Raw genomic sequence first — 14151 nt, 5'->3', positions numbered from 1 at the left:
CAGAAAGTTAAATATCAGAAATAACCTCACCTTGGTTTTGTACACCTGGTATATCACTTAAAATGATTAAAGGTGATTGTAATGTTGCGGCAATTTTATAGGAAAGTGTTTCTACATTAATACTATAAAATTGATTATGATAGCGACCGATAGAAGCAACGACTGGAATATAATTCGTACAAAGTTGTTGAAACACTTCTCGATTGATATTTTCTGGTTCGGCTACGAAACCTAGTTCTTTAGAAATAGGACGACAATCAAATATTGGAAAATAAGCCCCGTTAATCCCAATGAAATTTTGTGCAACTTCATTTGCTTCTTCCACTACGTCAACATTGACTTTGCATAATAAAGTATTGGCTATAATATTTAAGGTTGGAAGATTGATTTTCCTGATGCCATTGATATGTTCCGCTTCAATACCATTTTCTTTTAATGCTTCATTTACCTTCGGACCGCCATCATGCACAATAATTGGATACAGTCCGTTACTTCTAAGATCAGCAATTTGTTTAAATGTCGTAGATGCTAATTGATTGATAATACTACCACTGATTTTTATAACAATGAATTTCATGAATCAATCACTTTTATCCCTTTCTCTAGTTGAATGACATATACCTATACATATCTTTTAAACTGGTTTAAAAAGTTAACGCCATAATCTATTTTGATTTTTGTTAATCAGTAAACATAATATCTTTATAATAGAGGTATAGAAATGTGTCTTTTACTGGGTGATATGTTTTATAAAGTGATGCATATATTTAAGCATCACAGCAAGAAGATGATGAAATAACTAATTTAGTTTAAAAGGGTCATTGCTCTAAACAATAACGTTATATTCATCATGGCTGCTTGCTGTTCGTTATAATACACGTTTTAAAAATTGTTGCGTTCTTTCATTTTGCGGATTACCGAAAATTTGTGAAGGCGTACCTGCTTCAGCTACAATGCCATCTGCCATAAATACCACTTTGTCACTGACATCACGCGCAAACTGCATTTCGTGTGTTACCACAACCATGGTCATGCCTTCTTTCGCAAGTTCTTTCATAACTTGAAGCACATCTCCAACTACTTCTGGATCAAGTGCAGAAGTCGGTTCATCAAAGAGTAATACATCTGGATGCATTGCCAACGCTCTAGCAATCGCAACCCTTTGTTTCTGACCTCCTGATAATTGTGCTGGATAACTATTTCCTTTATCTGATAAACCTACTTTATCTAAAAGTTCTTGTGCTTCTTGTTTTAAACTTGTTGAATCTGTATGTTTTAGTAACTTCGGTGCTAACATGATATTCTCTAAGACGGTTTTATGCGGAAATAAATTGAAGTTTTGAAAAACCATGCCCATTTTTTGGCGTAATTCATTTACTTTCACATCTTTACCTAAAATATTAGTACCTTCAAAGTTAATTTCTCCGCCATCTGGTTGCTCTAAAAGATTAATACATCTTAATAAAGTACTTTTACCTCCACCAGATGGTCCTATAATCGCCACTACTTCTCCTGCGTTAATTTCTAGTTCAATGTCTTTTAAAACTTCATTACTGCCGAAGTTTTTCTTTAAATGTTTAATATTAATCACTGACTTTCATTCTCCCTTCAAAGAAGTTCATGACTCTTGATAATACAAAGGTCAATACAAAGTAAAGAATTGCTGCTACAAGTAATGGCGTAAATGGATCAAAAGATGCACCTTGGACAACTTGGGCATTAAACATAATCTCACTGACACCGATAACTGACACAATAGATGATTCTTTAATAACTGTCACAAACTCATTACCTAATGCTGGTAAAATATTTTTAATTGCTTGAGGTAAAATAATTGTTTTCATTGTTTGGCCATAGCTTAAACCTAAACTTCTGGCTGCTTCTGTTTGGCCTTTATCAACAGCGTTAATACCCGCTCTAATTATTTCTGCAATATATGCAGCACAGTTGATAACCATCGCAATCATACCGCAAATTAGCGCTGAGATATCCCAACCCAATACAGCAGTTGTACCGAAGAACACTAAGAATACTTGTACAAGTAATGGTGTACCTCTGATAAATTCAATGTATACAGAAGCTAACCATTTTAAAGGTTTTATTGAACTTAATTTCATTAAAGCGAAGAATGCACCAAATAAAGCACCAAATACTACACCGACTATAGAAATTAAAATTGTATTTTTAATACCTGTTAAAAAGAATGAACCGTACTTAGTAAAGAAGTTTCCTTCTTCTTCCATAGATTGTGCTGCGATATCTTTATATTTCGGAATCAAGTTTTGATCTTTTACATCTTTAACTGATTTGTTTACTTGCGCTAGTAATACCGGCGCATTTTTAGGTATCGCAATTGAATTATCTTTATCAGGTTCATGGAATTTAACTTTCGCAAATCCTAATTCAGGATTTTGTTGTAAGTAAGCCTCTGCTACAGGTCTTTCAATAATTGCACCATCTACTTTGCCGCTTTTTAAAGACATGATTGCTTCTGGTAGACGTGTTAATGAGTGAACATCAGTATTTTCAATTTCTGTTTTTGCTAACTGCTCTTGAGTCGTTTGTTTTTGTGCTGCGATTCTTTTATTGTCAAAATCACGTAATGATTTATATTTATCGATCTCAGTTTTTTTAACAATGATGGATTGTCCAGACTTCATATAAAAATCTGAGAAGTCTACTTCTTTTTTACGTTCTGGTGTTGGTGTCATTCCAGAAATAATCATATCGATTTTTCCTGTTTTCAAAGCACCTAGTAAACTATCAAATGACATGTTTTCAATTTTTAGCTTTAGATGATTGTCTTCAGCAATTTTCTTAGCTAATTCAACGTCAATGCCGACATATTCTCGTTTTCCATTTTTCGAAGATTCGAATTCATATGGCGCATAGTCAGCAGATAGTCCTACTCTTAATTCCCCTCTTTGTTTAATCTTTTCCCATACGGGGTCTTGTGCCTCAGCATTTGCCTTTAAATTAAATAGCGGTAAAATGATGCCGAGTAAAAATACCGTACATATGAATACTTTAATTATGTTTAATGCTTTATGTTGTATCATAGCGATGTCCTCCTTAACTTATGGAATTATTATACATATAGTTGTATCAATATGCAATAGGTATTTTTAAATTTTCTGAAAACTTGAGTTACTCATATAAAAATACTTCATAAAAATAGCCTTGTTCAGATTTGAACAAGGCCAAAGATTTATTGTTTAGGTATATCAAATTTATAAATTTCATTGTTATAACCTGGTAAAATTCTCTTACATACTTGATGGATAATAAAACCAGAAACAAATGGGATGATAAAGTAACCAAATGCTAATAATACAATATTTGTAAATGAATCGCCTTCCATTCGGTTAAACGCATTGATCGGGCCTACAAGTCCTGTATAGCCAAATCCTGCTGACATTGGTGTTCCTTGGATGCCGATAAAGTATGCTACAAGACCAGCAACTAAACCATTTAAAGCTAATGGTACTGCGATAATCAAATGTTTGAAATATACAGGAATCATCATTTTAGCTGCACCAATGATCAATACGATATTGACACCTGCTTTATTGACTGGCAACGAGCCCCAAATGAATGTTACACATGCTGCAACGATACCTAAGTTTGCTGCACCACTGCCTAAGCCTGATAACGAAATGGCAGTTGCAATCGCTACCAATGAAATTGGCGTAACCATTAACAAAGCATAAGTCATTGCGATTAAGATACTCATCAATAATGGATTTAATTCCGTAAATGAATGAATCATCGCACCTAATGCTTTAGTGATATGAGATACAAATGGTAAAATCATTAAACCGATAAAACCAGAAACGACAGGAATCACTACAGGTAAAATGATCATTTCAAGTGAACCTAATTTACCACTTAAAAGCAATACAAGCACACATGCAATCATCACAACGATAATGATATTGATAATATCCCCAATACCTTTTAAAGCTAAGCCTTTCGAAGTGAATTGTACTGCACCAGAACCTATCATTGCAGAAGTCCCTATCATGACAGCAGACGGACCGCTGAATTTAAATTGATGTGCCGCTAAGACACCTATAATAAACGCCATAAAAGATTGTATTGCTATAACGATTTGAAAAATTAATTCTAAATAATGATTTCCATTCATGAAAAACTTAAGGATTTCACCTAGTAATGCGTTCGGTAACAAAGCAACTACAACGCCTGCACCTACCGCATTCAATATGTTACTAAAAAATACTTTTGTGTTTAACTCTGATTTAGCCATAAGATGTAAATTTATCCTCCGTTCTTTAACTATTGCTTTTATTCTATAATAATTCTATCAAAGCAACAATACGAAAAACGGAACAAAGGTAACATAAAGTTACATATGCATATCAAATCATATATTTAATAAGTATAGTTAATGCGCTTTCTATATAACTTTTTAAATTTTTGTATCAGATAATTAAAAACAACTTCACTTCTAGAATGGAATAAACAAGGTAATTCCTGAATATCTTAAAAGTCCAGACTATACATCAACAGATATTACTTTACGTCAATATAGTCATTGCTTTAAGGAAAAGTTTGAAACAGTCAATGTAAAGCCTTTAAATATAACCAGTTATTTATAATCAATAACTATGATCAAAATATCTATTAACAATACTATAAGTGTCCATAACGTGACCAAAATTATATATTTAAACGTTACTTAGTATATAAAAAAAGAGTAGAAACCTTGATATATCAAGAATTCTACTCTTAAAACATTAAAAATGTTTCTATTTCAGTACCGGCGGCCGGGATCGAACCGGCACTCCATTAGCTGGAACGGGATTTTGAGTCCCGCGCGTCTGCCAATTCCGCCACGCCGGCATAATATGGAGCGGAAGATAGGATTTACACCTATACCTCGTTCCGGGAAGGAACGTGTTCTAAGAGTTGAACTACTCCCGCATAAAATAAAAAATGGAGCGGAAAATAGGATTTACACCTATACCTCGTTCCGGGAAGGAACGTGTTCTAAAAGTTGAACTACTCCCGCATAATTCATGGAGGCGGCAACCGGATTTGAACCGGTGAATAAAGGTTTTGCAGACCTTGGCCTTACCACTTGGCTATGCCGCCAAAAGTAACTGGGCTAACTGGATTCGAACCAGTGAGTGACGGAGTCAAAGTCCGTTGCCTTACCGCTTGGCTATAGCCCATTAATAATAAAGGGCGACTGATGGGAATCGAACCCACGAATGTCGGAACCACAATCCGATGTGTTAACCACTTCACCACAGTCGCCATGGCAGGGGCAGTAGGAATCGAACCCACATCAAAGGTTTTGGAGACCTCTATTCTACCGTTGAACTATGCCCCTATTAAAATAAGATGGTGGAGGGGGGCAGATTCGAACTGCCGAACCCGAAGGAGCGGATTTACAGTCCGCCGCGTTTAGCCACTTCGCTACCCCTCCTGAGATGGTGCCGGCCAGAGGACTTGAACCCCCAACCTACTGATTACAAGTCAGTTGCTCTACCAATTGAGCTAGGCCGGCAAAAATGGTTCAAGACAGAGTCGAACTGCCGACACATGGAGCTTCAATCCATTGCTCTACCAACTGAGCTATTGAACCATAATTATATTAATGAATGGCGGTCCCGACGGGAATCGAACCCGCGATCTCCTGCGTGACAGGCAGGCGTGTTAACCGCTACACTACGAGACCTAAATGGTGACTCCTACGGGACTCGAACCCGTGTTACCGCCGTGAAAGGGCGGTGTCTTAACCGCTTGACCAAGGAGCCGTTTTTCAAGCACAAGATAGATTATAGCACAGCTCTTTAAAAAAACACAAGCAATTTTTAAAGTTTTTTTGTATAATTTTTACATAACCCATTTTAGGAGGCAAATTATGAATCAATCCACGCACTCTGGGGGTCATACAAAGAAAGAGAAAAAACTGTCTCTCACACAAATTATTATACGTATCCTTTTCTTAACGATAGGTTCAATGCTTACGGCAGTAGGACTTGAACTCTTCTTAGTTCCAAATAAATTGTTAGATGGCGGGATCGTCGGTGTTTCGATTATCTTATCTCATCTAACAGGTTTATCACTCGGTGTGTTTATCTTTATTCTTAACTTACCGTTTTTCTTCTTAGGTTATAAACAGATTGGTAAAACATTTGCGGTATCTACGCTTTATGCGATTACTGTCTTATCTATCGGAACTATGTTGCTCCATGATATCCCTGCAGTCGTTAGAGAACCTTTACTTATCACCATCTTCGGTGGTGCCATTGTCGGTATCGGTGTCGGTTTAGTCATCCGAGCCGGCGGTAGTATGGATGGAACAGAAATTATGTCCATTCTCGTGCATAACCGTTTGCCATTTTCAGTCGGTGAAATCGTGATGATCTTCAACTTCTTTATTTTCGCAGTCGCTGGTTTTGTATTCACATGGGAAAGTGCCATGTACAGTGTTGTCGCTTATTTCATCGCTTTTAAAATGATTGATTTAATTTTAATCGGTTTAGATGAATCAAAAGCGGTCTGGATTATCAGTGATGAGTATAAAGAAATTGGAGAAGCGATTAACGACCGTTTAGGGCGTGGTGTGACGTACTTACACGCAGAGGGTGCCTATACAGGCGATCCGCGTAAAGTCGTCTTCACGGTCATCACACGTGTTGAGGAAGCGAAATTAAAAGAAGTCGTTATTCAAATCGATCCGAACGCCTTCTTATCCTTCGGTAATGTTTCTGAAGTACGTGGCGGACATCACCGTAAGAAAAAAATTCATTAAACTTCATCATAAGCTTTATGAATACAAAAAATGCAATGCAGGTTCATACCCGCATTGCATTTTTCTATATCATTGATTTTAAGTTGCTGTAATTACACTTGTTATTTTAAATTATGACCATAAAGGTTTTAACATATTTGTTTGTGTACGGTCTGGACCTACAGAGAAGATTGAGATACCTACGTTACATAACTCAGAAATACGTTCTAAGTAACGACGTGCGTTATCTGGTAATTCTTCTAATGATTGTACGCCCGTAATATCTTCAGACCAACCTGGTAATTCTTCGTAAATTGGTTTACAACGGTTCAACGCGTTTAAGTTTGCTGGGTATTCAGTGATTTCTTCACCATCTAACTCATACGCAACACAGATTTTAACTGTATCTAAACCAGTTAAAACGTCGATTGAGTTGATAGATAAGTCAGTAATACCACTTACACGACGTGAATGACGTAATACCACTGAGTCGAACCAGCCGACACGACGTGGGCGTCCTGTAGTTGTACCATATTCACGACCTACTTCACGGATATGATGACCATCTTCATCGAATAGTTCAGTAGGGAATGGACCATCACCTACACGTGACGTATACGCTTTACATACACCGATAACTTTAGATACTGATGTTGGTCCGATACCGCCGCCGACAGTAACGTTACCAGCAATCGGGTTACTTGATGTAACGAATGGGTATGTACCATGGTCAATGTCTAACATAACCCCTTGTGCACCTTCGAATAATACACGTTCATTAGCTACAAGTGCATCATCTAATAATTTAGGTGTGTCTGTTACATATTCTTTTAAGCGTTGACCAGCTGCATAGTATTCTTCGAACATATCTTCGAAAGCTGGTGCTTCTTCATTAAACATACCTTTAAAGTATGCTGCTTTGTGTTCAAGATTTGCTTTTAATAAGCGTTCGAATGTTTCTTTGTCTAATAAATCCGCCATACGGATACCGATTCTTTGTGCTTTATCAACGTATGCTGGGCCGATACCTTTCTTAGTCGTACCGATTTTGTTATCACCACGAAGACGTTCTTCATACTCATCTTGTAATAAGTGGTAAGGCAAAATAACCTGTGCACGATTTGAAATACGCAAATTATTTGTTGGAATGCCGCGTTCATTTAATGCGTCCAACTCTTTTAATAATGCAACCGGATCAACTACAACACCGTTACCGATAACAGATAGTTTATCTTGATAGAAAATGCCTGATGGCACTAAGTGTAATTTATAAGTTTCTCCGCCGAATTTGATTGTATGTCCTGCGTTATTTCCGCCTGAAAAACGTGCAATAACGTCCGCTTGTTCTGCTAAAAAGTCTGTGATTTTACCTTTACCTTCGTCTCCCCATTGTGTCCCAACAACTACGATTGATGACATAAGAGCACCTCCAAGTTATTCTCAATTAACCATTCAATATTCTATCAATTGTAAGCGTGTAATGCAAATAGAAAACGAACATTAAATATTACAGATTTTTGGCAGTTCAGTGAACACTCAAACATCCGAAAAAGTAATATAAACCCTTTAATACCAATGTTTTATACCGTTTATTACACTTTATATTACACATACTTATTGACAAAATAACCCTTTTAAATCGACTTAAAACCGTACATTCAAACCTAATACTAGTTTATTGTACGTAAAAATATTTTTAAATTCGTTTCTATTTCGCCTTATTTTTCTAATTTCCCATTAAAAAAAGACCAAAACGCGCGTTTGGTCTTTTAAATTCATCTATAATTTCATTTTTAATTTTTACATCATATCTGCATGTGCATAATCAATGTCCGTGAATTTGTTGTATTGCTTCATGAAGTGCAATTTAACAGTTCCTGTCGGGCCGTTACGCTGCTTCGCAATAATGACTTCAATTTCACCATTATCATCATTTGTGACAGGTTCCATGCCGCCATCGTCATCTTCTTCACCGTCTTCACGATTATAGTAATCATCACGATATAAGAAAGCAACGATATCCGCATCTTGCTCGATAGAACCTGATTCACGGATGTCACTCATCATTGGGCGTTTATCTTGTCGTTGTTCAACACCACGAGATAACTGACTCAGTGCAATAACCGGACATTCTAATTCACGTGCAATCGCTTTTAACGTTCTTGAGATTTCAGATACTTCTTGTTGACGGTTATCAGACATACGAGAACCGCTTCCCATAATCAACTGTAAGTAGTCGATCACAATCATATCTAAACCATGCTCTTGTTTGAGTCGACGACACTTAGAACGTAAATCTGTAATTCTGATACCCGGTGTATCATCAATAAAGATTTTCGTTTTAGATAACTTACCGACTGCCACTGTGAAACGATTCCAGTCTTCATCTGTCATCGTCCCAGTACGTAAACGGTTCGAGTCTACATTTCCTGAACTACAAATCATACGTGTTGCTAATTGGTCTGCACCCATCTCTAGCGAGAAGATACCGACCGTATAATTACTTTCATGGGTCGCAACTTTTTGCGCAATATTCAATGCGAAGGCAGTCTTACCTACCGAAGGACGTGCAGCTAAAATGATTAAATCATTTCGGTTAAAGCCTGCAGTCATTTGATCTAAGTCACGATAACCTGTCGGGATACCTGGCGTTTGACCACTGTTTTGGTCTAACTCTTCAGCATTCTCATAAACTTGTCCTAAGACGTCTCTGATATCTTTAAACCCTTCAGATTCTCTCGTAGATGCGAGTTCTAAAATCTTACGCTCTGCATCACTTAAAATGTCATCTAAATCAAGTTCTGAATCATAACCGTCTTTCGCGATTTGATCTGCGACACGAATCAAATTACGTTTCGCAGCTAATTTATAAACAATCTCGCGATAGTACTCAATATTTCTTGTCGTCGGCACATTGCTTGCGAGCTCCGCAAGATATTGCGGGCCACCCGCTTCACTCAATGTCCCTTCAGATGTCAGCTGGTCCATTAAGGTTACGACATCTATTTCACTATTTTCCTCAAAGAGGTGCATCATCGCACGGAAGATGTGTTGGTGAGCGCCTCTATAAAAGGACTCAGGAAGTAAGACTCCCTGAGTTTCCCCCATGAGCTGTGGATCAATAATAATGGCACCTAAGACAGATTGCTCAGCTTCGTTGTTATGCGGCATCTGGTTTTGTTCATACATTCCATCCATTTTTTGATTACACCTCTAATTATTTCATTGCTTATTTTTGTTCAACAGTGTGAACACGGATTGTACCATCGACTTTTTTGTCTAATTTTACTGGTACATTTGTATAACCTAAGGCATGGATACCGTTAGGTAAGTCCATTTTACGTTTATCAATTTTGATATCGTGTTGCTTTTGTAAGGCTTGTGCAATTTGTTTTGTGCTGACAGAACCGAATAATTTGCCGCCTTCACCTGATTTAGCTGTGACTTCTACTTCGATGTCTTCAAGACGTTTTGCTAATGCTTTCGCATCTTCGATTTCTTGTTCTCTTTCTTCTTCAGCACGTTTGTTTTTAAGTTCTAATTGTTTCAAGTTACCTGGTGTTGCTTCTACTGCAACATTTTTCTTGAATAAGAAGTTTTGTGCGTAGCCTACAGGTACGTCTTTAACTTCGCCTTTCTTACCTTTACCTTTAACATCTTGTGTGAAAATTACTTTCATTGTCCTTCACTCCTACTAATTTGTTCATCTATTGCTTGTTGTAATTGTTCTACTGCTTCATCTACTGTTACACCTTTAATTTGCGTGGCAGCATTTGTTAAATGTCCACCGCCGCCTAAAGCTTCCATTGTCAGTTGGACGTTGATAGAGCCGAGTGAACGGGCTGAAATACCCACTAAGTCATCTTCTCGTCTAGCCACTACATAAGAGGCCTCTACACCATCTAAACTTAACAATTCGTCTGCAGCTTGTGCAACTGTAACAGGGTGATAGATTTTATCATTAGATCCGTGTGCCACCGCAATACCATTGCTTTGCAGTTTCACAGTACGGATAAGTTCTGAACGATTAATGTACGTATCAATATCATCTTTTAAGAAGTGCTGCGTCAAGATCGTATCTGCACCATGTGCTCTTAAGTAACTTGCCGCATCAAAGGTTCTTGAACCTGTACGTAATGTGAAGTTACGCGTATCGACAATAATACCTGCATACATAATCGTTGATTCTAATCTTGTCAGACGTTGTTCTGTCGGTTGGTATTCAAGGAGTTCCGTCACAAGCTCAGCTGTAGAGCTGGCATAAGGTTCCATATATACCAATAATGGATGAGAGATAAAGCTTTCACCACGACGGTGATGGTCGATCACGACTTTACGGTTTGCTTTATTTAAAATGTTCTCATCTAATACCATTTCTGGTTTATGTGTATCAACAACAACTAATGTCGTTTTCGATGTCATAATATCCCACGCATCATCTGATGTGATGAAACGTTCTTTTAATTCTGGTTTCTTATCAATTTCATCCATCACACGACGTAATGTCGGATCGATATCTTCTTCATTTAACACAACATAAGCATCTAAGTTATTCATCATCGCAAAGCGTGAAACACCGATAGCTGCACCGATTGCGTCTAAGTCAGGACGTTTATGTCCCATAATGATAACTTTGTCGCCTTCCATCAAGATATCTTTTAAAGCATGTGAGATAACACGCGCACGTACACGTGTACGTTTTTCCATCGGGTCAGTCTTACCACCATAGAATCTTACATTACCATTGATATGTTTGATTGCGACTTGGTCACCACCACGGCCAAGGGCTAAGTCTAAACCTGATTGTGATAATTCCCCTAAGTCAATCAAGTTCTCTGAACCTTCACCGACACCAATACTTAATGTCAATTGTGCGCGGTAACCTACACTCTTTTCACGTAGGTTTCGCAACAAGTCGAAATTTGATTCTTCTAATTGGTCAAGAATACGACGGTTTAAATACGCTACGAATTGGTCTGAACTATAACGCTTGAAATAGATATCATACTCAGAAGCCCAACGACTGATGACACGTGTGACCATAGAGTTGATTTCAGAACGTTGTGTATCGTTCATATTTTGTGTGATTTCATCGTAGTTATCAAGGAATAAGGTTGCGATAACCGGTTTCGATTCCTCATATAATTCATACGTGTGTACTTCTTCGGTAATATCAAAGAAATATAAGACGTGTTCATCTTCTGAATAACGCACACGATAATGATAATTGCCATCTGTAATTTCAATCTCTTGCGTCTTCTCTAATTGTTTCAGAATGTTCGGGTACACTTCATTTATCGGATCTGAGATAACATTACGATCCAATCGTTCAGACATGAAATGGTTCATCCATTCTACATCTTCATTCTCATCAAGAACAATGATGCCAATTGGCAAACTTTTAATCGCGATACTATTGCCAGCTGATATCTGTCCGCTTAAATCATCTACATATTGATCTAATCGTATGAATGCATTACGAAACGCAAATGCACTGATAATAATCATCACAAGTAAGACTGCAGTTGCGATACCAGCAATCAATTGGTTAAAGATAAACCAAACAACAACTAATGCGATTGCAGTTAATACCATAAGCAAGAAAGGAATAAACAGTGCTTTCTTCGTAGATTGACGATTCATTCTGTCACCTCAAATCATTTTTTAATAAATCGTTTTAAATTGAATGTAATATCTACAACACCCAGTAAGCCGATAATCGGTATCACAGGTGTCAGTAAAAATCCTATAACCATTAATAAAATGCCCACACCTACCGGCATACGTTTCGCTTTCGCAAAGTAAGCAATGAAACTTAAACCTTGGATGAACATAATAAATGATAAGATAACTTGCATATTTAAAACGATACTTTGGAATGTGCCAGGTTGCGTTGCGAACATGACACAAAGCAATACTATAAAGTAAATGTATGCGAGTACACGTTTAAACTGCCATGCATATAACGGTTTAAACACTGGGGTTGCTATTTTAAACTTACGTAAAATCGGAAACGATACAATCAAGTTAATGAGTATCATAATAAAAATAACGATAATCGTATAACTAGGTAATTGAACTGCTAATTGTCTAAAACCTTCTTCTAACACACTACGTGAAGAAGCATCTAGTCCACTCATTGCCATTGCTTGATACATTTGATCTTTAAATGGTTTCACAAGCACTTGTGAAAGCGGAAGTTTATCGAAGACTTGAAGCAGCATAAAGCCTGCCAAACTGATGATACTCATATATGTAGTTGCGATATAGAGTATACGTTCTTTCGATGTACGTTCTTTTAATAATTGCCCTACTATCAAACTCAAAATCAAAATGAAGATGATATAACTCAGTACACCCTCACTTCCGAACAGGACAGTTAAAATAACTGTAATCAGTGCGGCAATACCGAAAGACATAATAGACTTATGCCATAGAATAATACCAGGCACCGTTGCAATAAAAAATAAGATGAGTCCGGCAACCGGTATAACATAGGTGACTGCCACAATAATCAGCAATGCCAATGTTGCAAGTAGCGTCGCCTTCAGGTCTATTTTTGCAAACAAATTCGCCACTCCTATACTTTAGTAACTATAAGAATTATTTTAACATAGTTGGCAAGAATCACCTACTTGATATCACTAGCTTGCTACATGTTTTTAACAGCATAGATAAAGTTCAATTTCTTCAGTTGTATCTTATCAACTATACCCAATATTTTATAATGTTTCCCTTCAGAAAAGTGAGGTATATAATAAATAAACTATTTATATTATAACAACTATGGAGGAGATTTTATGGCAGCTGGAAGTATCGTTACATATTCTATTGTAGGTTTGTTATTAATTGCAGCGATGATCATTTTATTTATTGAAACGAAAAAACCTAAGCAAGTAAGAAATCAAAAAATGACGACCATCGCTTTATTACTCACTACCGCATCAACTCTAATCATCTTCATTTTTAGTTTGATTCAATCACTCTCTTAACTAAATAAGAAAGACTTGGACTCTATCCATTTGTTAAATTTTTATTAATTCCCGAAAACGCTATCGTAATATATTGCAAACCACGTTATAATGAGAGTGATAAAAAAAGATTTAAACGAAGAAGGAGTACCAGAAGTATGCAGAAAGTTTTCTTAGCTGGAAGCAGTCTTGCGCTGTTCTTCACAAGCATTTTATGTTTCGTATTGCATGCCTTAATTAAAATGAGCATTACAGGTCTCATCTTTTTAAACGCAGGAAATTTTCTGATTCCACTAGGTTGTGCATTTGTGACACTAAGTATTATGAGTGTCATCGCATTTCTATATGTTGATACCGCTGAGCAATCAGAAACACAAAACCAAGAGTGATAAAGTTAGACTGACGCTTGTCTGAAGC

General features: G+C 37.0%; 12 protein-coding genes and 12 tRNA genes. 3 read left to right on the top strand and 21 right to left on the bottom strand.

The annotated features are described in order from the left end of the window. Positions 1–7: 7 nt before the first annotated feature. The 16 genes from HMPREF3031_RS12350 to HMPREF3031_RS12285 all read right to left on the bottom strand — a co-directional run bounded on the left by HMPREF3031_RS12350 (position 8) and on the right by HMPREF3031_RS12285 (position 5783). Entirely contained in the window at positions 8–577 is a 570-nt protein-coding gene (locus HMPREF3031_RS12350; protein ID WP_083317902.1) for an amino acid kinase family protein, read from the bottom strand. A gap of 291 nt (positions 578–868) precedes the next feature. Next, complete coding sequence (locus tag HMPREF3031_RS12345) at positions 869–1591, bottom strand: amino acid ABC transporter ATP-binding protein (protein ID WP_002481300.1); 723 nt, start codon at positions 1589–1591, stop codon at positions 869–871. Then, positions 1584–3059, bottom strand: coding sequence for an ABC transporter substrate-binding protein/permease (locus HMPREF3031_RS12340; RefSeq protein ID WP_070724998.1), 1476 nt, complete (start codon positions 3057–3059; stop codon positions 1584–1586). The genes HMPREF3031_RS12345 and HMPREF3031_RS12340 overlap by 8 nt, the downstream gene beginning before the upstream one ends. Positions 3060–3208: 149 nt before the next feature. Beyond that, complete coding sequence (locus HMPREF3031_RS12335; RefSeq protein WP_002481302.1) at positions 3209–4267, bottom strand: PTS sugar transporter subunit IIC; 1059 nt, start codon at positions 4265–4267, stop codon at positions 3209–3211. 511 nt (positions 4268–4778) lie between these two features. Then, positions 4779–4863, bottom strand: a tRNA-Leu gene (locus tag HMPREF3031_RS12330). Positions 4864–4869: 6 nt separating this feature from the next. Then, positions 4870–4944, bottom strand: a tRNA-Gly gene (locus HMPREF3031_RS13595). A 13-nt stretch (positions 4945–4957) separates the two neighbouring features. After that, positions 4958–5032, bottom strand: a tRNA-Gly gene (locus tag HMPREF3031_RS13590). 8 nt (positions 5033–5040) lie between these two features. Beyond that, positions 5041–5115 (bottom strand) — tRNA-Cys (locus HMPREF3031_RS12325). 8 nt (positions 5116–5123) lie between these two features. Further along, positions 5124–5195, bottom strand: a tRNA-Gln gene (locus tag HMPREF3031_RS12320). A 12-nt stretch (positions 5196–5207) separates the two neighbouring features. Next, positions 5208–5280: transfer RNA gene (locus HMPREF3031_RS12315), tRNA-His, on the bottom strand. Between the two features lie 2 nt (positions 5281–5282). Further along, positions 5283–5356 (bottom strand) — tRNA-Trp (locus HMPREF3031_RS12310). Positions 5357–5368: 12 nt separating this feature from the next. Continuing rightward, positions 5369–5452: transfer RNA gene (locus HMPREF3031_RS12305), tRNA-Tyr, on the bottom strand. A 5-nt stretch (positions 5453–5457) separates the two neighbouring features. Further along, a tRNA-Thr gene (locus HMPREF3031_RS12300) sits at positions 5458–5533 on the bottom strand. Positions 5534–5538: 5 nt separating this feature from the next. Next, positions 5539–5611: transfer RNA gene (locus tag HMPREF3031_RS12295), tRNA-Phe, on the bottom strand. Between the two features lie 17 nt (positions 5612–5628). Further along, positions 5629–5704 (bottom strand) — tRNA-Asp (locus HMPREF3031_RS12290). A 4-nt stretch (positions 5705–5708) separates the two neighbouring features. Further along, positions 5709–5783, bottom strand: a tRNA-Glu gene (locus HMPREF3031_RS12285). Positions 5784–5890: 107 nt separating this feature from the next. On the opposite strand from HMPREF3031_RS12285, the gene HMPREF3031_RS12280 reads away from it, so the two are divergent. Next, positions 5891–6784 (top strand): YitT family protein, encoded by an 894-nt coding sequence (locus HMPREF3031_RS12280; protein WP_002480280.1) that lies wholly within the window; start codon positions 5891–5893, stop codon positions 6782–6784. A gap of 111 nt (positions 6785–6895) precedes the next feature. On the opposite strand, the gene HMPREF3031_RS12275 is transcribed toward HMPREF3031_RS12280, so the two are convergent. The 5 genes from HMPREF3031_RS12275 to HMPREF3031_RS12255 form a co-directional block, all read right to left on the bottom strand. Beyond that, positions 6896–8182 (bottom strand): adenylosuccinate synthase, encoded by a 1287-nt coding sequence (locus tag HMPREF3031_RS12275; RefSeq protein ID WP_070724996.1) that lies wholly within the window; start codon positions 8180–8182, stop codon positions 6896–6898. A 381-nt stretch (positions 8183–8563) separates the two neighbouring features. Then, a complete protein-coding gene (gene dnaB / locus HMPREF3031_RS12270) occupies positions 8564–9961 on the bottom strand; it encodes a replicative DNA helicase (RefSeq protein ID WP_002480282.1) in 1398 nt (465 codons plus the stop codon). A 31-nt stretch (positions 9962–9992) separates the two neighbouring features. Next, entirely contained in the window at positions 9993–10442 is a 450-nt protein-coding gene (gene rplI, locus HMPREF3031_RS12265; protein ID WP_002480283.1) for a 50S ribosomal protein L9, read from the bottom strand. Continuing rightward, entirely contained in the window at positions 10439–12406 is a 1968-nt protein-coding gene (locus HMPREF3031_RS12260; protein ID WP_002480284.1) for a DHH family phosphoesterase, read from the bottom strand. The genes rplI and HMPREF3031_RS12260 overlap by 4 nt, the downstream gene beginning before the upstream one ends. Positions 12407–12420: 14 nt before the next feature. After that, the gene (locus tag HMPREF3031_RS12255; protein WP_172954256.1) at positions 12421–13347 is read right to left on the bottom strand and encodes a DUF2232 domain-containing protein; all 927 of its coding nucleotides are present in this window, start codon (positions 13345–13347) and stop codon (positions 12421–12423) included. Between the two features lie 216 nt (positions 13348–13563). Here HMPREF3031_RS12255 and HMPREF3031_RS12250 point away from each other — a divergent pair, with 216 nt between their 5' ends. Then, positions 13564–13755 (top strand): hypothetical protein, encoded by a 192-nt coding sequence (locus tag HMPREF3031_RS12250; RefSeq protein ID WP_002480286.1) that lies wholly within the window; start codon positions 13564–13566, stop codon positions 13753–13755. Between the two features lie 137 nt (positions 13756–13892). Further along, the gene (locus HMPREF3031_RS12245; RefSeq protein ID WP_002480287.1) at positions 13893–14123 is read left to right on the top strand and encodes a hypothetical protein; all 231 of its coding nucleotides are present in this window, start codon (positions 13893–13895) and stop codon (positions 14121–14123) included. Positions 14124–14151: the final 28 nt, after the last annotated feature.

The organism is Staphylococcus sp. HMSC072B07, assembly GCF_001815505.1.
Lineage (GTDB): Bacteria > Bacillota > Bacilli > Staphylococcales > Staphylococcaceae > Staphylococcus > Staphylococcus simulans.
The sequence above is the reverse complement of the archived record's forward strand: the minus strand, read 5'-3'. Positions and strand labels throughout refer to the sequence as shown.

Bases quoted from the DNA above. Each gene is read 5' to 3' on its own strand.
- HMPREF3031_RS12350 (WP_083317902.1), bottom strand. From the start codon at position 577: ATGAAATTCATTGTTATAAAAATCAGTGGTAGTATTATCAATCAATTA.
- HMPREF3031_RS12340 (WP_070724998.1), bottom strand. From the start codon at position 3,059: ATGATACAACATAAAGCATTAAACATAATTAAAGTATTCATATGTACG.
- HMPREF3031_RS12335 (WP_002481302.1), bottom strand. From the start codon at position 4,267: ATGGCTAAATCAGAGTTAAACACAAAAGTATTTTTTAGTAACATATTG.
- HMPREF3031_RS12280 (WP_002480280.1), top strand. From the start codon at position 5,891: ATGAATCAATCCACGCACTCTGGGGGTCATACAAAGAAAGAGAAAAAA.
- HMPREF3031_RS12275 (WP_070724996.1), bottom strand. From the start codon at position 8,182: ATGTCATCAATCGTAGTTGTTGGGACACAATGGGGAGACGAAGGTAAA.
- dnaB (WP_002480282.1), bottom strand. From the start codon at position 9,961: ATGGATGGAATGTATGAACAAAACCAGATGCCGCATAACAACGAAGCT.
- rplI (WP_002480283.1), bottom strand. From the start codon at position 10,442: ATGAAAGTAATTTTCACACAAGATGTTAAAGGTAAAGGTAAGAAAGGC.
- HMPREF3031_RS12260 (WP_002480284.1), bottom strand. From the start codon at position 12,406: ATGAATCGTCAATCTACGAAGAAAGCACTGTTTATTCCTTTCTTGCTT.
- HMPREF3031_RS12250 (WP_002480286.1), top strand. From the start codon at position 13,564: ATGGCAGCTGGAAGTATCGTTACATATTCTATTGTAGGTTTGTTATTA.
- HMPREF3031_RS12245 (WP_002480287.1), top strand. From the start codon at position 13,893: ATGCAGAAAGTTTTCTTAGCTGGAAGCAGTCTTGCGCTGTTCTTCACA.